Below are 22,829 nucleotides of genomic sequence, written 5' to 3'. Positions count from 1 at the left end.
CCACACATCCTCGTATCCGTCTTCAGGCAGCCTTCTGCTGCGCCACCCAGCGCTGCACGATCTCCCCCAGCACATCCAGCGGTACCGAACCATTCTTCAGCACCACGTCATGGAAGGCCGGCAGCGAGAACTTGTCGCCCAGCTCGCGCCTGGCCTGGTCGCGCAGTTCGAGGATGCGCAGCATGCCGATCATGTAGGCGCAGGCCTGGCCCGGGCGGGCGATGTAGCGCTCCACTTCCTGGGCGCCGATGCCATAGTCGATCGCCTGCTGGCGGGTCCAGCCCTTGGTGTGCAGGCCGGTATCGACCACCAGGCGGCGGGCGCGGAACAGTTCGGAGCCGAGGGCGCCGAGCAGGCCCGGGACGTCCCCCTCGTACCAGCCCTGCTCCACCGCCAGGCGCTCGGCGTACAGGCCCCAGCCTTCGCTGTGGGCGCTGCCGCCGCCGAAGATGCGCTGGGCGCGGAATTTCGGCAGGCCGGTCTGTTCCTGCTGGATCGCCAGCTGGAAGTGGTGGCCCGGCACCGCTTCGTGGTAGGACAGGCTGCGCATGCGGATCATGTCGAAAGTAGGGCCGCGCATCGGCACCCAGAAAATGCCGGGACGGCTGCCGTCCGGCGCCGGCAGCGAGTAGTGGGCCGAGGCCGAAGGCTCGGTCAGCGGCGGCTCGCGGCGCACTTCCACCGGGGCGCGCGGCTTCAGCTTGAACAGGGCGTTGCTGCGCTGTTCGGCGTCCGCCACCATCGCCGCGTACTTCTGCAGGATCTCGGGACGCGGATCCCCTTCTCCCTTCGGCTGGAAGCTGGCATCCAGCTGCTTCATGCGCTGCTCGATCGTGCCGTCGGTATAGCCGAGCGAACGCAGGTGGCGGTCCATCTCGGCTTCGATGCGGGCGACTTCGCGCAGGCCGATCTCGTGGATCTGTTCCGCCGTCAGGTTGGTGCTCGTGTAGGTTTTCAGGGCTTGCTGGTAGGCCGCGAGCCCGCCCGGCAGGCGCGAGATGCCGGCGGTGTCGTTGGTCCGTGGATGGATCTCGGCCAAAAAGGCCTGGATGCGCTGGTAGGCCGGGCGGATCTTCGCGTCGACGATGCGCGCGGCATCCGCGACCGCCTTGCTGCGCGCCGCTCCCGGCACGTCCGGCAGCTTCGCCAGTCGCTGGTCGAGGGTGGTCACCAGCACGTTCTGGCCGGCTTCCGGCTTGAGGAAGAGGTCGACCTGGTACTGGCCGCGTTCGAGGATGAAGCGCGGCGGCAGCATGCCTTTCGCGGCGGCCTCCCTGGCGCGCACCAGGGCTTCGTCGAGGCGCGGTCCCACCTGCTCCAGGCGCGCCATATAGCTGGCGAGGTCGGATGCGCGGCGCATCGGATGCGTGTTGGTCATGAAGTTGACCAGACCGACCTGGGCGCCGAACTGGCTGAACACGAAGTTGTAGTCTTCGTAGGGTTCGCTGTCGACGGTGTTGGCCAGGCTCCAGCGCATTACCGCGGCCGAGGTGCGCTGTTCTTCGCTCAGCGGGCCGGCCAGGAATTTGTCCAGGCGCGCCACGCCGCTCCTGGCCAGTGCGATCCGCTTCTGGCGCTGGGCGCGGGTCAGCGGGGTCAGCTGACGGTCGAGGGCGTCCTGTTCGGCGCCCGTGAAATACTGGGTCGAGGTCGCCTCTTGCGGATTGGCGCGCACCCAGTCTTCGGCAAAGCGGTCGGCCCAGGCGTCGAAGGCCTTGTTCGGCTTGACGGCGGGCGCCGTGGCGGCGGCCTTGGCCGTCTTGCCGGCGGCAATGGCCGGAGGCATGACGGCGGCCAGGGCCAGCGGGAGGAACAGCGAAGCGATGGTCGTGCGCAGGATGCGCTGTCGGGTCTGGGTCATGTCTCTCTTCCGTGTTTTTGTTGACTAACGGAAATTTAACATGAAGCCTCCACGCTTGGAAACGTCAATACGAAGCGGGTGCCCTCGGGGCCGCTCTCCGCCCGCACGCTGCCGCCATGCAGTTGCATGATGGAACGAACGATGGCGAGGCCGAGGCCGCCCGATTCGCCGGGGCCGTGCCGCGCCGGATCGCAGCGGTAGAAGCGCTCGAACAGATGCGGCAGGTGTTCGGACGCGATCGGCGCGCCGAGGTTGTGGACCGACAGTTCAATGCCGCCTGCCGTGACGCCGGCGGCGAGCGTGATCGCGGTGCCGGCCTCGCCATAGCGGAGGGCATTGGCCAGCAGGTTGGCCAGGGCGCGGCGCAGCAGCTCGCGGTCGGCCGGGAGGCTGCCCTGCATGCGGTTCAGCAGCGCCATGCCGCGTTCCTCGGCCATGCCTTCGAAGTAGTCGCACAGCTGGGCGGCCAGTTCGTGCAGGTCGACGGCTTCGCGCGCGATCGCGGACGAGGCTTCGGTGCGGGCCAGGAACAGCATGCTGTCGATCATGCGCGCCAGGCGCTCGTACTCCTCCTGGTTCGACACCAGCACGTCCTGGTAATCCGCGGCCGAGCGGGCCCGGCTCAGGGCTTGCTGGGTCTGCCCCATCAGGTTGTTCAGGGGCGTGCGCATCTCGTGGGCCAGGTCTTCGGAAAAGCGCGCCAGCTGGGCGAAGCCGGCTTCCAGGCGCTCCAGCATCTGATTCAGCGCCGCGCGCAGCGCCTGCAGCTCGCTCAATTCGCTGGCGTCGACCAGGCGCAGCGACAGGTGCTGGACGTCGATCGCGGCGGCGCGTGCGGCCAGCTCGCGCACCGGCCGCAAGCCGCGCGTGGCGACCGCCAGTCCGAGCAGGTAGGCCAGGCCGGAACCGGCGGCCAGCGCCAGCCACAGCTTGAGGCGGTAGGCGCCCAGCATCTGCTCGCGCTCGGCCAGCAGCTTGCCGGCGATGAGGGTCAGGCTGCCGTCCGGGCCCGGCACCCGCATCCAGGCCAGGCGCACCGGCTGCCTGCCCTCGATGGTGCGCAGCACGAGCTTGCCGTCGCCGGGCGCCAAGGTGGAGAGCGATGCGGGCAAGGCCACGCCGGCCGGGTCGACCGCGATGCGTACCTGGCCGGCGGCATCGACGATCCACAGCGCGCTGTCGCGGTTGCCGAGCATATTGTCGTACAGGCGCGGACGGCGCCGCAGGACTTCGAGGTCGGCGCTGTCTTCGATCAGGGAACGCGTCCGCTCGATGCGTCCGGCCAGGGCCTGGTCGTCGCGCCAGGCGATCTCGCGTTCCAGCGCGCCGTACAGGAAGATGCAGATGGCGCCCAGCAGCAGCGCGCTGCCGAGCGCGAACAGCAGGGCCAGGCGCTGGCTGAGCGCGCGCGGCCAGCCGCTCAAGCGCGCGCCTCCAGCACGTAGCCGACCCCGCGCACGGCGTGGATCAGTTTCAGGGAATGGCCGTCGTCGATCTTGGCGCGCAGGCGGCGGATGGCGACGTCGACGACGTTGGTGTCGCTGTCGAAGTTCATGCGCCAGACCTGGGACGCAATATAGGTGCGCGACAGCACCTCGCCTTCGCGGCTGAGCAGCAGGTGCAGCAGCGCGAATTCCTTGTTGGTCAGCTCGACGCGCTCGCCGGCGCGGATGGCCTGGCGGCGCAGCAGGTCGAGTTCGAGGTCGGCGGCCTGCAGGCGTTCGGCGTCGCGCGCGGTGCGCCGCAGCAGCGTGCGCACGCGCGCCAGGAACTCGGCATACGAAAAGGGTTTTACGAGGTAGTCGTCGGCGCCCAGTTCGAGTCCCTTGACCCGGTCTTCGACGGCATCGCGCGCGGTCAGGAACATCACCGGCACATCGGATTCGCGGCGCAGCCGGCGCAGCAGCTCCCAGCCGTCGACGCCGGGCAGCATCACGTCCAGCACCACCAGGTCATAGCGCTCGCTTTCGATCAGCCTGCGCCCCTCGGACCCAGTGGCCGCCACCTGCACCAGGTAGCCGGACTCCTGCAGGCCCTTGCGCAGGTAGTCCGCGGTCTTCGCTTCGTCTTCCACAATCAGGATCGTCATGCCGCATAGCTTACCGCGCGCGCGCCGCCGCTGGCTTACAAAGTTGTAATCGAAGCGTCATCCATGCCTGCGACGCTGCTGGCTACCATGGATGCCATCGATATGGACGAGGAGGATGACGATGAAGAAAATGGCTTGCCTGCTGGCCGCCGGCGCCCTGATGAACGCTGCCCATGCGGCCGCGCCGAACCCGCTGAGCGTGCACGTGCTGAACCTGCAGGATGGACGGCCGGCGCCCGGTGTGGAGGTCGTGCTCGAAAAGCAGGAGGACGGACGCTGGACCCCGCTGAATACCGCCGCGACCGACCAACAGGGCCGGATCGGCGCCCTCTTCCCGGACGGCCGCGCATGGAGCGCGGGCACCTACAAGGTCACCTTCAAGACCGGCAAGTGGTTCGCCGCGCGCCAGGCCGAGACCTTCTTTCCGGAGGTGCCGGTGATCTTCAAGGCGGACGGCAAGCTGCCGCACTACCACATCCCGCTGCTGCTCAGCCCCTACGGCTTCTCGACCTACCGCGGGAACTAGGGCTTGCTAACGATCGGCCGCGATCGCCAGTTCCCGCTGGCGCGGCCAGGACCAGCTCTTCGCCAGGCGCCAGTCGCGCCGGCTGCCTTCGACGACCACCTGCCAGTGGGTCTGTTCCAGCACCGGCAGCGGCACCGAGAAGGCGCCGTCGGCATCTGGCTTCACCAGCAGGCTCAGGTCGCGTTCCGGCAACGTCGGATGCGCGAGCCGGATGGTAAACGGCGCCGCCAGCGGCCGGCCGAGGCTTTCGATCCGGCCGGTCAGGCGCCCGCCCCCGTAGCGCATGTCCAGCACGATGCGCATCGCGCTGGCCACGCGGTCGCGGCGCAGGTCCTGGTTGATGGCCTTGCCCTGCTTGTAGTAGTCGTCGACCACCATGGCGTCCGGGTGGCCGAGCGCCAGCCAGGTGGCGAAGGAGCCGGCCACCACCACCGTGGCGGGGCCCAGCATCAGGAACCAGGGCCAGCGGTGCGTGTACCAGGGCGCTGCCTGGGCGGTATCGGGCGTGACGTGCATGTCGCTTCCTCTCATTTCGGAACGATGAAAACCGCCTTCTCGCTCACCTGCAGCGAGGGGTCGTCGAGGGCGCTGACCGTGAAGCGGATCGGGTGCGAGCCGCCGGCCGCCTTGCCGGGCTGGACTCTTACCCGCACCGGCACCGCCCGCGTCGAGGCGCCGGCCAGTTCGACCAGGTCCTCGTCGGCGATGCCGGCGGTGGCGATGCCGTCCACGTGGATGCGGTACAGGTGCTCGCGCTCGGCCGTATTCATGATCTGCAGGCGGTAGACGTTCTCGATCATGCCGTCCTCGACTTCGCGCCCCATCGCGCCGCGGTCGCGGATCACGTCCAGCTTGAGCGGGGTGCGCAGGGCCAGCGCGCCGGCGAAGGCCGCGGCGATGGCGAAGAACACCAGGCCGTAGCCGACCACGCGCGGACGCAGCAGGCGGCGCCTGACCTGGGCCGCGGACCAGCCGCCGGCCAGCGCATTCTCGGTCGCATAACGGATCAGGCCATGCGGCTTGTTCACCTTGTCCATCACGCTGTCGCAGGCATCGATGCAGGCGGCGCAGCCGATGCACTCGTACTGCAGGCCCCTGCGGATGTCGATCCCGGTCGGGCAGACCTGCACGCACATGCTGCAGTCGATGCAGTCGCCCTTCTTCTCCGTTGTCGCGCCGCTCTTCTCGACTCCGCGCGGTTCGCCGCGTGCCGTGTCGTAGCTGACGATCAGGGTATCGCGGTCGAACATCGCGCTCTGGAAACGCGCATAGGGGCACATGTACTTGCAGACCTGCTCGCGCATCCAGCCGGCGTTGCCGTAGGTGGCGAAGGCGTAGAACAGCACCCAGAAGGCTTCCCAGGGGCCGAGCGAAAAGCCCAGCGCCTCATGGCCGAGCTGGCGCACGGGCGTGAAATAGCCGACGAAGCTGAAGCCGGTCCACAGCGCGACGATGCCCCAGGCCAGGTGCTTGGCGCCGCGCTTGCCCAGCTTCTCCGCCGTCCACGGCTGGCGGTCGAGGCGGATGCGTGCGCTGCGGTTGCCCTCGATGCGGCGCTCGATCCACAGGAAGATCTCGGTGTACACCGTCTGCGGGCAGGCATAGCCGCACCAGATCCGCCCGGCGACGGTCGTCACCAGGAACAGGCCGTAGGCGGAGAATATCAGCAGGCCGGCCAGGTAGATGAAGTCCTGGGGCCACAGCACCAGGCCGAACAGGTGGAACTTGCGGGCGCCGAGGTCGAACAGCACGGCCTGGCGTCCGTTCCATTGCAGCCAGGGCAGGCCGTAGAACAGGATCTGCGTGAGCCAGACGCAGGCCCAGCGCAAGGTGGCAAAGCGGCCCTTCACCTCGCGCGGGTGGATCTCCTCGCGCGCGGCGTACATCTTGATGACCGCTTCCTTCACCACGAGCTCCCGCGCATTCATTTTGCCGCCTCCGGCGCGTTCGGATCGTTCGACAGGCTCCAGACATAGGCCGCCAGCACGTGCGCCTTGCCCTCGCCGAGGAATTCGCCCCAGGCCGGCATGGTGTTGTTGCGGCCCTTGCGGATGGTCTCCATGATGGTTTCCGCGCTGCCGCCGTAGAGCCAGACCTTGTCCGTCAGGTTCGGTGCGCCCAGGGCCGGGTTGCCATGGGCGTCGGCGCCATGGCAGGCGGCGCAGGCGCCGAACTTCGGCTTGCCGAAGGCGACCTTGACCGGATCCGCGGTCAGGCCGGACAGGCTGCGCACATAGTGGGCCACGTTCTCGACATCGCTGTCGGCACCGAGGGCCGCGCCCATCGGCGGCATCTGGCCGTTACGGCCCTTCATGATGGTTTCCTTGATGACGGAGGGTTCGCCGCCGTACAGCCAGTCCTTGTCGGTCAGGTTCGGATAACCCTTGTTGCCGCGCGCGTCGGAGCCGTGGCATTGGGCGCAGTAGTTCAGGAACAGGCGCTCGCCGATCGCATGGGCCTGCGGGTCGCGCGCCACCATCTTGATGTCCTGCTTCAGGTATTTGTCGAACAGCGGGCCGTAGTCGGCATTCGCCTGCTTCACCTCGAGCTGATAGGCGCCGCTGGATTTCCAGCCCAGCTTGCCCGCGTACGTGCCCAGGCCTGGATACAGCACCAGGTAGACGACCGCGAACACGATGGTCAGGTAGAACAGTCCCATCCACCAGCGCGGCATCGGGGTGTTCAGCTCCGTCAGGTCTTCGTCCCAGACGTGGCCGGTGGTCTTGTCAAGCTGGCCGTCATCGCCGATCCTGACCTTGTGCTTTGACTGGGACCACAGCAGGATCGCGCAGCCGGCGATGCCGAGCACCGTGATCAGCACGATGTACCAGTTCCAGAAGCCGCTGGTGAAGTCAGACATAGTCTTCTCCGATGTCGTCGTTATCGTCGGCGAAAGGCAGCGCGGCCGCCTGGGCGAAATCGTGTTCCTTGCGCAGCACGTAGGTCCAGGCCAGGATGCCGGCGAAGGTGGCGAAGCTGATCACCGTCATGATACGGCTCGCGTCGTCGAAAATATGTTGAAGTGCCATGTCGGTTCCTCGCTCAGTTCCTTGTCTTGATTTGCGTGCCCAGGCCCTGCAGGTAGGCGATCAGTGCGTCCTGCTCGCTCTTGCCTTCCAGTTCGGCCGGCGCGTCCTGCACGTCCTTTTCCGAGTACGGCACGTTCAGGCGCTGCATCGCGCGCATCTTCGGCACGATGGATTGCGGGTCGAGCTTGTTGTTGGCCAGCCAGGGATAGCCCGGCATATTCGATTCCGGGACCACGTCGCGCGGGTTGTCCAGGTGGGTGCGGTGCCACTCGTCCGAGTAGCGGCCGCCCACGCGCGCCAGGTCCGGGCCGGTGCGCTTGCTGCCCCACTGGAAGGGGTGGTCGTAGACGAACTCGCCGGCCACGGAATAGTGGCCATAGCGCTCGGTCTCGGCGCGGAAGGGACGGATCATCTGCGAGTGGCAGTTGTAGCAGCCTTCGCGGATATAGATGTCGCGGCCGGCCAGGCGCAGCGCGGAATACGGTTTGAGGCCGGCGACCGGCTCGGTGGTCGACTTCTGGAAGAACAGCGGCACGATCTCGACCAGGCCGCCGAACGAGATCACGACCAGCACCAGGCCGATCAGCAGCCAGGGGTTCTTCTCGATCCACTCGTGGGTGAATTTCATGATGGTTCCTTGCTTTGTTTATGCGTGTTCGGGGACGGCGCCGTTCGAGGCGGGTGCCGGCTTGGGCGGCTGCAGGTCGGGGATGCGCGCGTCGACGGACCGGGTGCCGCGCATCGTCAGCCAGGTGTTATAAGCCATCAGGCACATGCCGCTCAGGTACATCAGGCCGCCGCCGAAGCGGATCACGTAGTAGGGATAAGTGGCCTTGACGCCTTCGACGAAGGTATAGGTCAGGGTGCCGTCCGGGTTCACCGCGCGCCACATCAGGCCCTGCATCACGCCGGCGATCCACATCGCGGCGATGTACAGCACGATGCCGATGGTGCCGAGCCAGAAGTGGGCCTCGATCAGGGCCACGCTTTCCATCTGCTTCTTGCCGGCCAGGCGCGGGATCAGGTAATACAGCGATCCCATGGTGATGAAGCCGACCCAGCCCAGCGCGCCGCCGTGGACGTGGGCAATGCCCCAGTCGGTGTAGTGGGACAGAGAGTTGATGGTCTTGATCGACATCATCGGGCCCTCGAAGGTGGCCATGCCGTAGAAGGACAGCGAGACGATCATGAACTTCAGGATCGGATCCGAGCGCAGCTTGTGCCAGGCGCCCGACAGGGTCATCATCCCGTTGATCATGCCGCCCCAGGACGGCGCCAAAAGGATCAGCGAGAACACCATGCCCAGCGACTGGGTCCAGTCGGGCAGCGCGGTGTAGTGCAGGTGGTGGGGGCCGGCCCACATATAGGTGAAGATCAGGGCCCAGAAGTGCACGATCGACAGGCGATAGGAATACACCGGGCGCTCGGCCTGCTTGGGGATGAAGTAGTAGACCATGCCGAGGTAGCCGGCGGTCAGGATGAAGCCGACCGCGTTATGGCCGTACCACCACTGGATCATCGCGTCCTGCACCCCGGCGTACATCGAGTAGGACTTCCACAGCGACGCCGGCATCGACATGCCGTTCACGATGTGCAGCACCGCCACGGCGATGATGTAGCCGCCGAAGAACCAGTTGGCGACGTAGATGTGCTGCACGCGGCGCTTGACGATGGTGCCGAAGAAGACCACCGCATAGGCCACCCAGACGATGGCGATCAGGATCGCGATCGGCCATTCCAGCTCGGCGTATTCCTTGCCGCGCGTGAAGCCCATCGGCAGCGTGATCGCGGCCGCCACCAGCACCGCCTGCCAGCCCCAGAAGGTGAAGGCGGCCAGCCTGTCCGAGAACAGCCGCACCTGGCAGGTCCGCTGCACCACGTAGTAGGAGGTGGCGAACAGGCCGCAGATGCCGAAGGCGAAGATGACGGCATTCGTGTGCAGCGGGCGCAGGCGGCCGTAGGTCAGCCACGGGATGTCGAAGTTCAGCGCCGGCCAGGCCAGCTGGGCCGCGATCCAGACGCCGGCGAGCATGCCGATCACGCCCCAGACCACGGTGGCGATGGCAAACTGGCGCACGATCTTATAGTTGTAGTTTAGACTGGTGCTCAAGATGCACTCCCTAGAAGAAATAAAGGACGACATCAGGAGCGTAAGTTTCTGAACGTGGAAAATCCTTGATGTGAATCAAAATGTCCGGAACGGGCTGTGGCAGGAGACAAAAACCCACACTTGAGGACTTCGCATGCCACCCATCGCATCAGAACCGCACGAAGAAATCGGCAAGCGTCTGCGCCGGAGCCGCGAAGACATGCTTGCCACCATCCGTGCCCGCAGCGGCGGCGGCACCGACGACCGCCCGGCGATCTCGCCGATGGCCCACATGGGCTCGAACGACGACGCGCCGGCCGGCGAAATGCTGAGCCACAACGAAGAACACCTGGCCGAGCACGAAACCGATCTGCTGGCGCCCCCTACGGTGCAGACCCGTATCGAATGCCATGAGCGGATCGAGAAGGAACAGCGGACCGGGCGCGGGCCGACGATGTAACGACCTGCAACGCGGAGCACCGCCGCCTTGTCCCAGGCACCATTGACTTGTAAACGTCGCCCCCGCGCAGGCGGGGGTCAAGGTTCTGCGAGCGTCGTGCCAGCTCAAGCAAACTTGAGGCCCCGCCTTCGCGGGGACGACGGTGGTGGCGGGAACGACGCTTAATCATCATCATTCAGTATCCGCAAAGCCGGCCCATCCAGATCCTCGAACTGCCCGCTCTCGGCCGCCCCGAAGAAAATCCACACCGCAAACGCCACCAGGATCAGGCTCAGCGGAATCAGCAGATACAGGGCTTCCATCAGCCCGCCCTCCTCAGCCGCAAGGCATTCAGCACCACCAGGGCCGAACTGCCGGCCATGCCCAGGCCGGACAGCCAGGGATTCAGCAGGCCGCTGGCAGCGGCCGGTATCGCCACGAGGTTGTAGAGCATCGCCCAGCCCAGGTTCTGGCGGATGATGCGCACGCAGGCGCCGGCGGTGCGCACCGCTTCGCCCAGCGGTTCGAGGCCGGCGTCGCCGGTATCCAGCAGCACGCAGTCGGCATGCAGCTGGGCCAACTGGGCGCCCTGGCCCATCGCGAACGAGACGTCGGCGCCGCTCAGCACGGCGGCGTCATTGATGCCGTCGCCGACCATCGCCACCACCGCACCCTCGGCCTGCAGGGCGCGCACCGCGTCCAGCTTGTCCTGCGGCAGCTGGCGGCCGCGCGCCTCGCGGATGCCGAGCTGGGCGGCCACTGCCTGCACCGCTTCCTCGTCGTCGCCGGACAGCAGCAGCACGGTCTTGCCGCGCGCCTGTAGCTGGCGCACCAGGGCCGGCACTTCGGGGCGCAGGGCGTCGACCAGGTCGAAGCGGGCCAGCCAGCGGTCGCTGCTGCCCAGCCAGACCGCGCTGGCGCCGGCCGGCGCGCCCAGGGGCGCCACGCCGCCGGCCAGGGCGGCCACGAAATCAGCGCTGCCCAGGCGGTAGCGCAGGCCGGCCACCTCGCCTTCGATGCCCTGTCCGACCACATTCTCGATACTGTCCGCCTCCAGCGCGGCGGCGTCCAGCGCGGCCCGCGCTTCGCGCAGGGCCTGGGCCAGCGGATGCGCGTTGCCCGCTTCGAGCGCCGCCGCGATGCGCAGGCAGTCGGCGCTTTCGGCCATGCCCAGGGTCACGGTGTCGCGCAGCACGGGACGGCCGCGGGTCACGGTGCCGGTCTTGTCGAACACCACGTGGGTAGCCCGCTCCAGGGTCTCCAGCACGTGCGGCTTCACGGCCAGCACGCCGTGGCGCAGCAGGCGTTCCAATGCCGCCGCCAACGCGGTCGGCGTCGCCAGCGACAGCGCGCAGGGACAGGACACCACCAGCACCGCGATTGCCGCCGGCCAGGCGCGCGCCGGGTCCACCGCATGCCAGTACGCGAACACGGCGGCCGTCAGCACCAGCAGCACCACCACGAACCAGGCGCCGACGCGGTCGGCCCACTGCGCCAGTCTCGGCTTGTCCTGGCCGGCGCGTTCGCTCAGCCGCACCAGGGTCGCCAGGGTGCTGGCGGCGGCGCTGCTGCTCACCCGCACCGTCACCGCCTGGGCCACGTTGACGGCGCCGCCGGGCAGCTGGTCGCCGGGCGCCATCGGCCGCGTGCGGCTCTCGCCGGTCAGCAGGGACAGGTCGACTTCCGTGTGACCTTCGAGGATGACGCCATCGGCCGCCACCGTCTGCCCGGGCGGGACCAGGATCACGTCGCCGGGCACCAGCTTGCCGGCGGCGATGGTTTCGGGCTCGATCGAAGCCGGCCAGTACGGCAGCCGCAGCGCGGTGGCGGGCGCCGCATGCTGCAGGCTTTCCAGTGCGCGCGCGGCCTTGCGGCGGGCATCGAGTTCCAGCCAGCGGCTGCCCAGCAGCAGGAACACGAACATGGTGATCGAATCGAAATAGACCTCGCCGCTGCCGCGCACCAGCGACACCGCGCTGCCCACGAAGGCGGCCAGGATGCCCAGCGCCACCGGCACGTCCATGCCGGGCAGGCCGCGCCGCAGGTCGCTCCAGGCGCCGCACAGGAACGGCCAGGCGCAGTAGCTCACCGCGGGCAGCGTGAGCAGGAAGGAGGCCCAGCCCATCAGGGCCGTCATGTCGGCGTCCATGGTGCCGTCGGTGGCCATGTAGACCGGGACGGCGTACATCATCACCTGCATCATCGACAGCCCGGCCACGAACAGGCGCCGCATCAGGGATTTGCGGGCGCGTTCGAGCTGGGCGCCGTGGCGGGTGGCGTCGTAGGGATAGGCGGTATAGCCGATGGCGCGCAAGGCCGCGATGATGGCGCTGGGACGGCAGATCGATGCATCCCAGCGCACCTGCAGGCGCTCGGTGGCGACGTTCAGCACGCAGGACTGCACGCCCGGCAGCGAAGTTACGCGGCGTTCGATCAGCCACACGCAGGCGGCGCAGCGCAGGCCCTCGACGGTGAACACGGCGTCACCGTCCAGCCCCATCTCGTCGTAGAGCTTCAGGGACGCATCGCTGCCGCCGGTGTCGTCAGGCGGGGCGGCGAAGGCGGTGCGGCTGTCGTAGTAGTCGTGCAGGCCGGCGTCCGCGATCGCCTGGGCGGCGGCGGCGCAGCCGGGACAGCACATGGTGCGCGCCTGCCCGCCGATGCTGGCCTGCCAGCGCCTGCCCCCGACGGCCGGCTGGCCGCAGTGGTAGCAGGCGGCAAAGTCGGCAATCGCGTTCATGCTCCACCTCCCGGCGTCAGGCAGACGCTCTCCAGCCAGCTGTGCGGCAGGCCGCCGGCCGCGCGCGCGAGGCCGAGCAGGCCGAAGCCCAGCACCAGCGCGCCGCAGGCCAGGCGCACCTCGCGCCGGCGCAGGGAAGCGCGCAGGCGCGCGCCCAGCAGGCCGAGACCGAGCAGCATCGGCAGCGTGCCGAGGCCGAAGGCCAGCATCACCAGCGCGCCGCCCGCGGCGGAGCCGGACAGCATGGCCGTCACCAGCACGCTGTAGACCATCCCGCAGGGCAGCCAGCCCCACAGAAGCCCGGCGGCCAGCATGCGGCCCGGGCCGAGGCCCGCGCCCGGCCCCGGGCTCACACGGCGCAGTAGCGGCTGCACGCGGCGCCAGACGATCTGGCCGCCCTGCTCCAGCCGCGCCAGGCCGCGCCAGGCATCCATCAGGTACAGCCCCAGCATGGCCAGCATCAGGTTGGCCATCCAGTAGGCGCCCGTCTGCAGCGCCGGCAGCCGCGCCAGCGCGCCGGCGCCCTGGCCGATCCCGCCGGCCAGCGCACCCGCCAGCATGTAGCTGCCGATGCGGCCGGCGTTGTATGCCAGACCATTTGCGAGCGCCGGACGGGCCGGGCGCGCAGCATGCAGCTTCACCGGCGCCACCGACAGCGCGCCGACGATCCCGCCGCACATGCCGGCGCAGTGCACGCTGCCGAGCAGCCCGACCACGAACACCGGCAACAGGCCGATACCACCGATACCCATTTCACACCGTCTTCGAATAATGCGGTTCGGCGCTGCGGGTGGCGAGATAGCGGTCGAACACCATGCACACGTTGCGGATCAGCAGGCGCCCTTTGCTGCTGACGCTGATCCAGTCGCCGTTCACGACCACCAGTCCATCCTCTTCCATCGCCGCCAGTTGCGCCAGTTCGGCCGCGAAGTACTGGCGGAATACCACCGGGAAGGCCTGCTCGATGGTGGAGATCGACAGCTCGAACTGGCACATCAGCTTCTGGATCACGGTGCGTCGCAGGACGTCGTCCATGCCGAGGCGGGTGCCGCGCGCCACCGGCAGATCGTTGCGGTCGAGCGCATCGTAGTAGGCGTCCAGGGTCTTGACGTTCTGGCTGTAGGTCGCGCCCACCGCGCCGATGGCGGAGACACCACAGGAGACCAGGTCCGTATCCGCATGGGTCGAATAGCCCTGGAAGTTGCGGTGCAGGCGGCCCTGGCGCTGGGCGATGGCGAGGTCGTCTTCCGGCTTGGCGAAATGGTCCATGCCGATGTAAACGTAGCCGGCGGCGGTGAGGCGCTCGATGCACATCTGGAGCATGCGCAGCTTGGCGTCGCTGTCCGGCATGTCCTGTTCCAGGATGCGGCGCTGCGGCTTGAACAGGTGCGGCAGGTGGGCGTAGTGGTAGACGGCGATGCGGTCCGGATCCGCGGCCACCACCTTCGCGAGGGTGGCCGTCATGGTCTGCGGGGTCTGCTTCGGCAGGCCGTAGATCAGGTCGATGCTGACCGAACGGAAGCCGGCGGCGCGCGCGGCGGCGATCACGGCGCCCGTCTCTTCTTCCGGCTGGATGCGGTTGACGGCCTTCTGGACCTCGGCGTCGAAATCCTGCACGCCCAGGCTGATGCGGTTGAAGCCTTGCGCGCGCAGGCTGTGCACGCGCTCCACCGACACGGTGCGCGGGTCGACTTCGATGGAATACTCGCCGATTGCATCCGGAGCGAAGCGGAAGCAGCGCCGCAGATGGTCCATCAGCTCGCCCATCTGCGCATCCGACAGATAGGTGGGCGTGCCGCCGCCGAAGTGCAGCTGTTCGACATCGTTCATCCCGGCGAACAGGGCGCCCTGCATCGCGACTTCGCGCTTCAGGTAAGCCAGGTAGGTGGCCGCCTTTTCGCGGTTCCTGGTGACGATCTTGTTGCAGGCGCAGTAGTAGCAGACCGTGTCGCAGAACGGAATATGCAGGTACAGCGACAGTGGACGCGCATTGCCGCGCGTGCGGCGGTCGGCCACGGCGTGCAGGTAGTCGCGGTAGCCGAAGCTTTCCGTGAAGCGGTCGGCGGTCGGGTAAGAGGTGTAGCGCGGGCCGGACTTGCTGAGGCGGGAGATCAGCCCGGCGTCGAAATCGACATGCGGCTGGAAGGCCGGGATCTTGGCGGGTACTGCTTGCAACTGCTGCGTCATGAGGAACTCCTTGCGGGCGCTACCGATGGGTAGCGCACTGTATGCAAGGAGTCTATTGATTTAGATCAGGAAAATCCTTGACCTGCATCAAAAACGGCCGACCTTAAACACCGACAAAGCCTGCGATAGATGGCTTGCCTGTTCGGCCACATTCGCCGACGCCGCCGCCGCTTCCTCGACCAGGGCCGCGTTCTCGCGCGTGATGCCGTCCAGGTCGCGCATGGCGGCGTTGACCTGGGCGATGCCACCGTGCTGCTCGCGCGAGGCGACGGTGATGCCGTGCATGATCCTCGCCGCTTCCTGCACCGAGGCGACCACTTCGCGCATGGTCTGCCCGGCGGCGCCCACCAGTTCGTCGCCCTGCCCGATCTGCTCGACCGAATCCTCGATCAGGCGCTTGATTTCCTTGGCCGCGCCGGCCGAGCGCTGGGCCAGCGAGCGTACCTCGCCGGCGACCACCGCGAAGCCGCGGCCCTGCTCGCCCGCGCGGGCCGCCTCGACGGCCGCGTTCAGGGCCAGGATATTGGTCTGGAAGGCGATGCCGTCGATCAGGCCGATGATGTCGACGATGCGGGTGGCCGAGCCGCTGATCTGGCCCATCGTCGCGCCCACCTGCTGGACCGAGACGCCGGCGCGGTCGGCCACGCTGGAGGCCGTGTCCACCAGGCCGTCGGCCCGCACCGCGCTGTCGGTGTTGTTGCCGGCCGCGGCGGCCACCTGGGCCAGGCTGGCGGCGGTCTGCTCGAGGCTGGCGGCCTGGGACTCGGTGCGGCGCGCCAGGTCCTGGTTGCCGGCGGCGATGCCGCGCGTGGCGGACTCGATCGAGGCGACGTTGGCGCGCACGTCGCCGACGATGGCGGTCAGGTTGACGTTCAGCTGACGCAGCGCCAGCAGCAGGCGGCCGACTTCGTCGTCGCGGCCCACCGGCGGCAGGTGCGAGAGGTCGCCGCCGGCCAGTGCGTGGACCGCGTCCTGGGCCTGCCGCAGCGGGCCGACGATGGAGCGCTGCAGCTCGGCCCAGGCCAGCAGCGTGAGCAGCGCGCCGGCGCCGCCCAGCACGCGCCAGACGGTACCGTCGGCGGCCGCCGCCAGCGCCACCAGCAGGGCCGACTGGGTGCCCAGCATCAGGCCCAGGCGCCGGCCCAGCGGCAGGTTGCGCAGGGCACGCAGGCGGCCCTGCAGGCCAGCCCGGACCACGGCGCCGCGGCGGATCGCCAGGCCCTGCGCCTCCCCATTGCGGAAGCGACGGTACAGCTCCTCGGCGGCCTTCACCTGTTCGCGTTCGGGACGGGTGCGCACCGACATGTAGCCGACCGTGACGCCGTTCTCCTTGACCGGCACCACGTTCGCGACCACCCAGTAATAATCGCCGTTCTTGCGGCGGTTCTTGACCATGCCGGTCCAGGGCAGACCGGCCTTCAGCGTCTGCCACAGGTCGGCGAAGGCTTCGGGCGGCATGTCGGGATGGCGGACCACGTTGTGGGCCTTGCCGATCAGTTCTTCGGGTTCGAAGCCGCTGACCTCGATGAAGCTGGGGTTGACGTAGGTGATGCGTCCCTTGGTGTCGGTTTTGGAGACGATGGACTGGCCATCGGTGAGGATGTATTCGATGCCGGTGACCGGCAGGTTGGTGCGCACGACAAACTCCCTTGTTTCTTTACGGCAATACTTCTAACACGCGAAGTGTACAGACGTCAATCGGGTCATTTCCTTGATCTACATCAAAAACCTTTGAGAAACATTCTGTAATCCGCAAAGTTCGACAGCTAACCATGGGAGAAGCGAAAATACGGTACTCTGCGCTCATGTGCCCGCTCATGCTTTTTTCGATAGATCTCATCCGCCGCCGTTGATGAACGATATTTCCTCCCTGACACGGCATCCCGATGTGCTGTACGGTCCGCACCAGCCCGAGCTGCTGCGTGACGAAATCCTCGCCGACCTGCTGGAAGCCAGCGCCCGCCGCGCGCCCGGCCAGACCGCCCTGATCGCCGGCGACCGCCGGCTCAGTTACCGCGAACTCGACGAACTGGCCAGCCTGGCCGCCTCGCGCCTGATCGAGGCCGGCATCGGGCCCGGCGACATCGTCGGCCTATGGATGCCGCGCGGAATCGACCTGCTGCTGATGCAGGCCGCCATCGCCAAGGCCGGCGCCGCCTGGCTGCCGGTCGACGAAGACACCCCGGTCGAACGCCTGCTGGTGTGCATGGAAGACGCCGGTTCGCCGGCCCTGGTGAGCAGCGAACGCATGGGCGAGCGCCTGGCCACGGTCGACCGCCCCATCCACACCGCGGAAAGCCTGCTGGCGCCCGCCCCCGCCGGCTACGAGCTCAAACGCCGCGGCAAGGTCGGCGGCAGCGCCCCGGCCTACGTCATCTATACCTCGGGGTCGACCGGCAAGCCGAAAGGCATCCTGATCGACCAGCGCAGCATCTGCCACTTCCTGCGCAGCGAAAACGAAGTGCTGGGCGTGCGGGCCGACGACACGGTCTACCAGGGCTTCTCGGTCGCCTTCGACATGTCCTTCGAGGAGATCTGGATCTCCTGGCTGGTTGGCGCCACCCTGTGGCTGGGACCCAAGGAGACGGCCGGCGATCCCGAAGCCTTGCCGCGCCTGCTGCAGGAAAACGGCGTCACGGTGCTGCACGCGGTGCCGACCCTGCTGGCCCTGTTTGCCGAGGACGTCCCTGGCCTGCGCATCATCAACCTGGGCGGCGAGATGTGCCCGGAAACCGTGGTCGAACGCTTTTCGAAGCCCGGCCGCCAGATGTTCAACACTTACGGCCCGACCGAAGCCACGGTCTCGGCCAGCCTGGCTTCGCTCCATCCGGGACGCCTGATCACGATCGGCAAGCCGCTCCCCAATTACGGGCTGCTGGTAATCTCCACGGATACCGAAAAGGGGCTGCAGATCCTGCCGCGCGGCGACACCGGCGAGCTGTGCATCATCGGCCCGGGGCTTTCCGCCGGCTACCTGGGCCGCCCCGACCTGACCGCCGAAAAATTCCAGGCCAATCCCTGGAGCGCCAGCGCCGACGACACCCGCCTGTACCGCACCGGCGACCTGGCGCGCATCGAGCCGGACGGCGAAGTGGTCTGCCTGGGCCGCACCGACGACCAGGTCAAGATCCGCGGCTTCCGCGTCGAGCTGGGCGAAATCGAAGCCGTGCTGGCCCAGCAGGACGGCATCGGCACCACCGCGGTCCTGCTGCGCAAGGACGACGGCATCGACCGCCTGGTGGCCTACCTGGTGCCGGCCCTTGGTGCCACCGGCGAGCAGCTGGCCGCCTCCACCTTGCGCAAGGCGCTGGCCGCCCGCCTGCCGCCGTATATGGTGCCGAGCCGCTTCGAAGTCCTGAACGTGATGCCGCGCCTGACCTCGGGCAAGATCGACCGCAAGGCGCTGAAGGCGATGGCGCTGAGCGCGCCGCTGCCCAGCGACGCCGCCGAATCGGACATCGCCGAAACCCCGGCCGAGGAAGCCTTGTTCGCGGCCCTGGCCCAGCTGTTCCCGGGCCAGCCGATCCGCCGCGAGCTCGATTTCTTCAGCGACCTGGGTGGCCACTCCTTCTTCGCCGCGCGCCTGGCCACGGCCATGCGCAGCGATCCGCGCTTCGCCCACATGACGGTGCGCGACATCTACCAGCAACGCCAGATCGGTGCGATCGCCTCCGGCCTCGACCAGGCCGCCGGCACCGCCCAGATGGAGCAGGACTGGACCCCGCCGCCGGAAGCGCGGCGCTGGGCCTGCGGCCTGGCCCAGCTGGCGGCGGTGCCGGTGCTGGTGACCCTGCGCATGGCGCAGTGGCTGGCGCCCTTCTTCACCTACCACTTCATGACCGGCGACCCGGGCGACTCGACCCTGCGCGCGGTCGCGGCCTCGATCGGCGTGTTCCTGCTGGCGACCTTGATGGAATTCGTGTTCGCCGCCGCCGGTAAATGGCTGGTGGCCGGCCGCCTGAAGCCCGGCAGCTATCCGCTGTGGGGCATGACCTATTACCGCTGGTGGCTGTCCGACCGCCTGGTCGAAGCCGCGCCCACCTATCTGCTGGCCGGCTCCTCGCTGTACGCCTGGTGGCTGCGGGTGCTGGGCGCGAAGGTCGGCAAGGACGTCGTGATCGGCTCGATGACATTGCGCTCGCCGGACCTGTTCACCCTCGGCGACAACGTCAGCATCGGCAACGGCGTCAACTTCGAGAACGCGCGCGTCGAACGCGGACGCCTGCTCCTCGGCCACATCACGCTCGACGACGATGCCTGCGTCTCGTCCTACGCCATCCTCGAAGGGAATACCCGGGTCGGCCGGCGCGGCCACATGGAAGGCCAGTCGGCCCTCAGCGACGGCGCCATGGTGCCGGACGGCCGCGTGTGGTCCGGCTCGCCGGCGCGCGACGCGGGCGCCTTCGATCCCTCCATCCTGCCGCCGCGGCCGCGCGCTTCCCGCCTGCGGCTGGCCGGCGAAGCGCTGTTCTTCGTGTTCGGCATCCTGCTGGTGGCGACCCTGTTCTTCATGCCGGTCTTCCCGAGCTTCGTGCTGATCGACTGGTTCGACGAACGCGGTACCCTGGCCTGGATGCAGGCCAACACCATCCACGGCCAGCTGGTGCGCTACTTCGTGCTGGCGCTGCCGGCCAGCGCCGTGCTGATCTTCCTGACCATGCTGGTGTCGGCGGCGATCCGCTGGGGCTTCCTGCCGCGCATGCAGCCGGGCCGCTCGGCCGTCCACTCGAACACCTATTGCAAGAAGTGGCTGGTCAGCCACATCCAGGAATCGAGCCTGAACGTCCTGCACGGCATCTACGCCACCGTGTTCGCGCCCTTCTGGTACCGCCTGCTGGGCGCCAAGGTGGGCCGCGACGCCGAGATCTCGACCGCGCTGGGCGTGGTGCCCGACATGCTGACCCTCGGCGACGAGACCTTCATCGCCGACGCCGTGATGCTGGGCGACGAGCAGATCGACGGCGGCTGGATGACGATGGAACCGACCGTGGTCTCGAACCGCAGCTTCGTCGGCAACGGCAGCTACATCCCGGACGGCACCGTGCTGCCGGAAGGGGTGCTGGTGGGCGTGCACACCCACGCCCCGGCCAACGAACGCATGACGGGCGGCGACACCTGGCTCGGCTCGCCGCCGATCCACCTGCCGGCGCGCGAACAGGTCAGCGGCTATCCGGAACACCTGACCTATCGCCCATCAATGGCGCGGCGCCTGGGCCGCACTCTGGTGGAAGCCTTCCGCATCGTCGCGCCGCACGCGGTGGTGATCGCGGTAGGCTATACGGTGGTGCTGGACCTGATGCCGCTGGCCGGCGCCGGCCGATGGGGCGAAGTGATCTGGTACCTGGCCCTGATCGGACTGGCCTACGGCATCGGCAACTACCTGTTCGTGCTGGCCTTCAAATGGCTGCTGCTGGGCCGCTACAAGAAGCGCGCCGACCCGATGTGGACGCCCTTCGTCTGGCTGTCCGAGGGCGTGACCAATATGTACGAGGGCATTGCCGTGCCCAACTTCATGCGCTACCTGCGCGGCACGCCCTGGCTGCCGCTGGCTTTCAACATGCTCGGCTGCCGGATCGGCAAGGGCGTCTACATGGACACCACCGACATCACGGAATTCGATTGCGTGACGATCGGCGACCACAGCGAACTGAACGCCCTGTCCTGCCCGCAGACCCATTTGTTCGAAGACCGCGTGATGAAGATCGACCAGGTCGAGATCGGCAGCAAGGTGTACGTGGGCCCGCGCAGCGCGGTGCTGTACAGCGCCCGGGTCGGCCACAACGCCCGCATCGGCCCGCTGACCCTGGTGATGAAGGGCGAGCACATTCCGGATGCCACCGCCTGGTCCGGCCTGCCGGCCGCGCCACAACGAAGCTGAGCGGGCCCGAGGAGGATATCGATGGAGGACGCCGCCGCAGTTCCCGTTCAATGGATGCTGCTTCCCCCGGCCGCTGCTGGCGGCCGGGGGTTTTTCGCCGAGCCTGCCGGACCTTGTCGGTTAGTTGCAGATTTTGAGGTCGGCGTCATCGGCATCCAGGGCGATGCCGACCGCGACCATGCCCGGCGGGCGATCCGCGACGCCATCGTCGCCGCGCTCGGGCAGTTGAGCGGCCTGCCGCTTGAACGCATCGTCCTGCGCGCCGAACCAGGGGTGCCGCCCTATGCGGTGCTGGATGCGCCCTCCGGCCTGCGCCGCGCCTGGCTGGCGATCAGCCATGACGGCGCGCTGTCGGTGGCGGCGATCTCGCTGCGGGGCGCGGTCGGCATCGACGTCACCCAGGTCTTTGACGCCGCCGCCTTCCCCGACTGGGAAGCGGTGGCGCGCGATTTTCTCGGCCCTGAGGTGGCGGAAAGGCTGATTCCACTGCCGCCCGACGAGCGCATGCTGGCCTTTGCGCGCGCCTGGACCGAACGCGAGGCGCGCCTGAAATACCTGGGCCGCGAGCTGGTCGAATGGAGTGAGGACGGCGATGCTCCATTGCGTGCGAGCCGCTGCCTGGCGCTCGTCCTGCCCGAAGGCTATGTGGGAGCGCTGGTAGTGCCGCCCGGCTAAGCCATTTCCAATGTATTCCGGGTAAGATTGCAGAATGGATAATCTCACCCACTCCGTCGTCGGTCTCGGGATCGGCGCCCTGATCGACCGCAGCCTGCCCGCCGAACCTCAGGTGGAACACCGCCGCGTACGCTCGCGCATGCTGCTCACCATCGGCTGCCTGGCCAGCAACTTCCCCGACCTCGACCTGGTGCTGACCGGCCTGCTCGGACCGCCGCTCGGCTATCTGCTGCACCACCGCGGCCACACGCACACGCTCGTGGTCGCCCTCGCCGAGGCCGCTCTGCTGCTGGCCCTGGTCTGGCTGCTGTGGCCGTCCGCGCGGCGCCTGCTGCGCGAGAGTCCGACGGCGCGGCTCGGCGCCCTGCTGGCATCAAGCGTCGGGCTGCTGCTGCACATCGGCATGGACAGCCTGAACGTCTACGGCGTGCATCCCTTCTGGCCCTTCGACCCGAACTGGTATTACGGCGACCTGGTCTTCATCGTCGAACCGGTGTTCTGGATCGCTTTCGGCGTGCCGCTGGCGGAGATGATTCGCAGCCGTCCGCTGCGCCGGCTGTGGCTGGCCGTGATCGCCCTGGTGCCGCTGGCGGCTGCCGTGCTGGGTTTCCTGCAATGGGGTTCGCTGGCCGGCCTGGCGGCGCTGGGCCTGCTGCTGGCCTGGATCCAGCGCCGGAACGACGAACACCACGGCGAGACCCGCGCCGAACGCGGACGCATGGCGCTCGGCGCCGGACTGGCGGCCGCCCTGCTCTTCGTCGGCGTGCAAGCGATGGCCCTGCAGCAGGCGCACGCCATCGTCGACGCCGAACTGAAACGCATCGATGCCGGCGAGCGCCTGCTGGACACGGCGCTGTCGGCCTACCCGGCCAATCCGCTGTGCTGGTCCTTCGTCACCGTGGCCCGCACCGGTACCGACGCCGCCGGCACCGTCCACCTGCGGCGCGGCATGCTGAGCATCGCGCCCGGCTTGAGCCCGGTGTCGCACTGCCCTGTGCGCATCGCCGGTCCCGCGCTCGAGGACGCGCCGCCGCAGATTGCCTGGCACGCCGAAGACCGCCAGCCGGTGGCGGCGCTGCGCAAGCTTGCTTCCACCAACTGCCATGTGAATGCCTGGATGCGATTTGCGCGCGCGCCTTCGCTGGCCGACGGGGTGGCGACCGATGTGCGCTGGGGTGAGCCGGGTAGCCGGAATTTCTCGACCATGGGGTATGCCGGGTTGGCGCAGGCGCCCTGCCCGGCCCGGGTGCCGGGGTGGGCTTATCCGCGCGCCGACCTGCTGCGGGGCCACTGAGCTGGACCCCGGCCCGGCGCGG

19 protein-coding genes are annotated in these 22,829 nt (G+C 68.2%); 5 read left to right on the top strand and 14 right to left on the bottom strand.

The features are described from left to right. Positions 1–22 precede the first annotated feature (22 nt). From AC1DOP_RS00965 to AC1DOP_RS00955, 3 genes are read right to left on the bottom strand one after another with little or no spacing between them, the layout of a single operon-like run. A complete protein-coding gene (locus AC1DOP_RS00965) occupies positions 23–1,861 on the bottom strand; it encodes a DUF885 domain-containing protein (protein WP_441934065.1) in 1,839 nt (612 codons plus the stop codon). 35 nt (positions 1,862–1,896) lie between these two features. Next, on the bottom strand, positions 1,897–3,285 hold the full coding sequence (locus AC1DOP_RS00960; protein ID WP_441934063.1) for a heavy metal sensor histidine kinase: 1,389 nt from the start codon (positions 3,283–3,285) through the stop codon (positions 1,897–1,899). After that, positions 3,282–3,950, bottom strand: a complete 669-nt coding sequence (locus AC1DOP_RS00955; protein ID WP_441934061.1) for a heavy metal response regulator transcription factor — start codon at positions 3,948–3,950, stop codon at positions 3,282–3,284. Before AC1DOP_RS00955 ends, AC1DOP_RS00960 begins: the two co-directional genes overlap by 4 nt. 121 nt (positions 3,951–4,071) lie before the next feature. On the opposite strand from AC1DOP_RS00955, the gene uraH reads away from it, so the two are divergent. Beyond that, positions 4,072–4,476 (top strand): hydroxyisourate hydrolase, encoded by a 405-nt coding sequence (gene uraH, locus AC1DOP_RS00950; protein ID WP_441934059.1) that lies wholly within the window; start codon positions 4,072–4,074, stop codon positions 4,474–4,476. Between the two features lie 6 nt (positions 4,477–4,482). Here the strand turns inward: uraH and AC1DOP_RS00945 are convergent, their stop codons facing one another. The 6 genes from AC1DOP_RS00945 to ccoN are packed head-to-tail and all read right to left on the bottom strand — an operon-like array spanning position 4,483 to position 9,615. Next, positions 4,483–4,992: a FixH family protein gene (locus AC1DOP_RS00945; protein WP_441934057.1), complete on the bottom strand. Its 510-nt coding sequence runs from the start codon at positions 4,990–4,992 to the stop codon at positions 4,483–4,485. An 11-nt stretch (positions 4,993–5,003) separates the two neighbouring features. After that, the gene (gene ccoG, locus AC1DOP_RS00940; RefSeq protein WP_477249200.1) at positions 5,004–6,404 is read right to left on the bottom strand and encodes a cytochrome c oxidase accessory protein CcoG; all 1,401 of its coding nucleotides are present in this window, start codon (positions 6,402–6,404) and stop codon (positions 5,004–5,006) included. Next, on the bottom strand, positions 6,401–7,336 hold the full coding sequence (gene ccoP, locus AC1DOP_RS00935) for a cytochrome-c oxidase, cbb3-type subunit III (protein WP_441934053.1): 936 nt from the start codon (positions 7,334–7,336) through the stop codon (positions 6,401–6,403). Before ccoP ends, ccoG begins: the two co-directional genes overlap by 4 nt. Further along, on the bottom strand, positions 7,329–7,505 hold the full coding sequence (locus tag AC1DOP_RS00930; protein WP_441934051.1) for a cbb3-type cytochrome oxidase subunit 3: 177 nt from the start codon (positions 7,503–7,505) through the stop codon (positions 7,329–7,331). The genes ccoP and AC1DOP_RS00930 overlap by 8 nt, the downstream gene beginning before the upstream one ends. Before the next feature lie 13 nt (positions 7,506–7,518). Continuing rightward, on the bottom strand, positions 7,519–8,133 hold the full coding sequence (ccoO, locus tag AC1DOP_RS00925; RefSeq protein WP_477249197.1) for a cytochrome-c oxidase, cbb3-type subunit II: 615 nt from the start codon (positions 8,131–8,133) through the stop codon (positions 7,519–7,521). Positions 8,134–8,151: 18 nt separating this feature from the next. After that, on the bottom strand, positions 8,152–9,615 hold the full coding sequence (ccoN, locus tag AC1DOP_RS00920) for a cytochrome-c oxidase, cbb3-type subunit I (protein WP_477249195.1): 1,464 nt from the start codon (positions 9,613–9,615) through the stop codon (positions 8,152–8,154). A 133-nt stretch (positions 9,616–9,748) separates the two neighbouring features. On the opposite strand from ccoN, the gene AC1DOP_RS00915 reads away from it, so the two are divergent. Continuing rightward, entirely contained in the window at positions 9,749–10,054 is a 306-nt protein-coding gene (locus AC1DOP_RS00915) for a TraR/DksA family transcriptional regulator (RefSeq protein ID WP_477249193.1), read from the top strand. 161 nt (positions 10,055–10,215) lie between these two features. Here the strand turns inward: AC1DOP_RS00915 and ccoS are convergent, their stop codons facing one another. The 5 genes from ccoS to AC1DOP_RS00890 form a co-directional block, all read right to left on the bottom strand. Beyond that, on the bottom strand, positions 10,216–10,356 hold the full coding sequence (ccoS, locus tag AC1DOP_RS00910) for a cbb3-type cytochrome oxidase assembly protein CcoS (RefSeq protein WP_441934044.1): 141 nt from the start codon (positions 10,354–10,356) through the stop codon (positions 10,216–10,218). Continuing rightward, positions 10,356–12,773 (bottom strand): heavy metal translocating P-type ATPase, encoded by a 2,418-nt coding sequence (locus AC1DOP_RS00905; protein WP_441934042.1) that lies wholly within the window; start codon positions 12,771–12,773, stop codon positions 10,356–10,358. The genes ccoS and AC1DOP_RS00905 overlap by 1 nt, the downstream gene beginning before the upstream one ends. Then, a complete protein-coding gene (locus AC1DOP_RS00900) occupies positions 12,770–13,519 on the bottom strand; it encodes a sulfite exporter TauE/SafE family protein (RefSeq protein WP_477249631.1) in 750 nt (249 codons plus the stop codon). The genes AC1DOP_RS00905 and AC1DOP_RS00900 overlap by 4 nt, the downstream gene beginning before the upstream one ends. 7 nt (positions 13,520–13,526) lie before the next feature. After that, positions 13,527–14,960 (bottom strand): oxygen-independent coproporphyrinogen III oxidase, encoded by a 1,434-nt coding sequence (gene hemN / locus AC1DOP_RS00895; RefSeq protein ID WP_477249191.1) that lies wholly within the window; start codon positions 14,958–14,960, stop codon positions 13,527–13,529. Positions 14,961–15,047: 87 nt separating this feature from the next. Continuing rightward, a complete protein-coding gene (locus AC1DOP_RS00890) occupies positions 15,048–16,598 on the bottom strand; it encodes a methyl-accepting chemotaxis protein (RefSeq protein WP_441934039.1) in 1,551 nt (516 codons plus the stop codon). 214 nt (positions 16,599–16,812) lie between these two features. Here AC1DOP_RS00890 and AC1DOP_RS00885 point away from each other — a divergent pair, with 214 nt between their 5' ends. The 3 genes from AC1DOP_RS00885 to AC1DOP_RS00875 are packed head-to-tail and all read left to right on the top strand — an operon-like array spanning position 16,813 to position 22,807. Further along, complete coding sequence (locus tag AC1DOP_RS00885; protein WP_441934037.1) at positions 16,813–20,838, top strand: Pls/PosA family non-ribosomal peptide synthetase; 4,026 nt, start codon at positions 16,813–16,815, stop codon at positions 20,836–20,838. Between the two features lie 54 nt (positions 20,839–20,892). Continuing rightward, positions 20,893–21,513: a 4'-phosphopantetheinyl transferase family protein gene (locus AC1DOP_RS00880; RefSeq protein WP_477249189.1), complete on the top strand. Its 621-nt coding sequence runs from the start codon at positions 20,893–20,895 to the stop codon at positions 21,511–21,513. Positions 21,514–21,547: 34 nt separating this feature from the next. Then, positions 21,548–22,807 (top strand): metal-dependent hydrolase, encoded by a 1,260-nt coding sequence (locus AC1DOP_RS00875; protein ID WP_477249187.1) that lies wholly within the window; start codon positions 21,548–21,550, stop codon positions 22,805–22,807. The last annotated feature ends 22 nt before the right edge of the window (positions 22,808–22,829 follow it).

The sequence above is a fragment of the Massilia sp. 01N410 genome (genome assembly GCF_056399665.1).
This window is presented reverse-complemented; position numbering and strand designations above follow the sequence as displayed.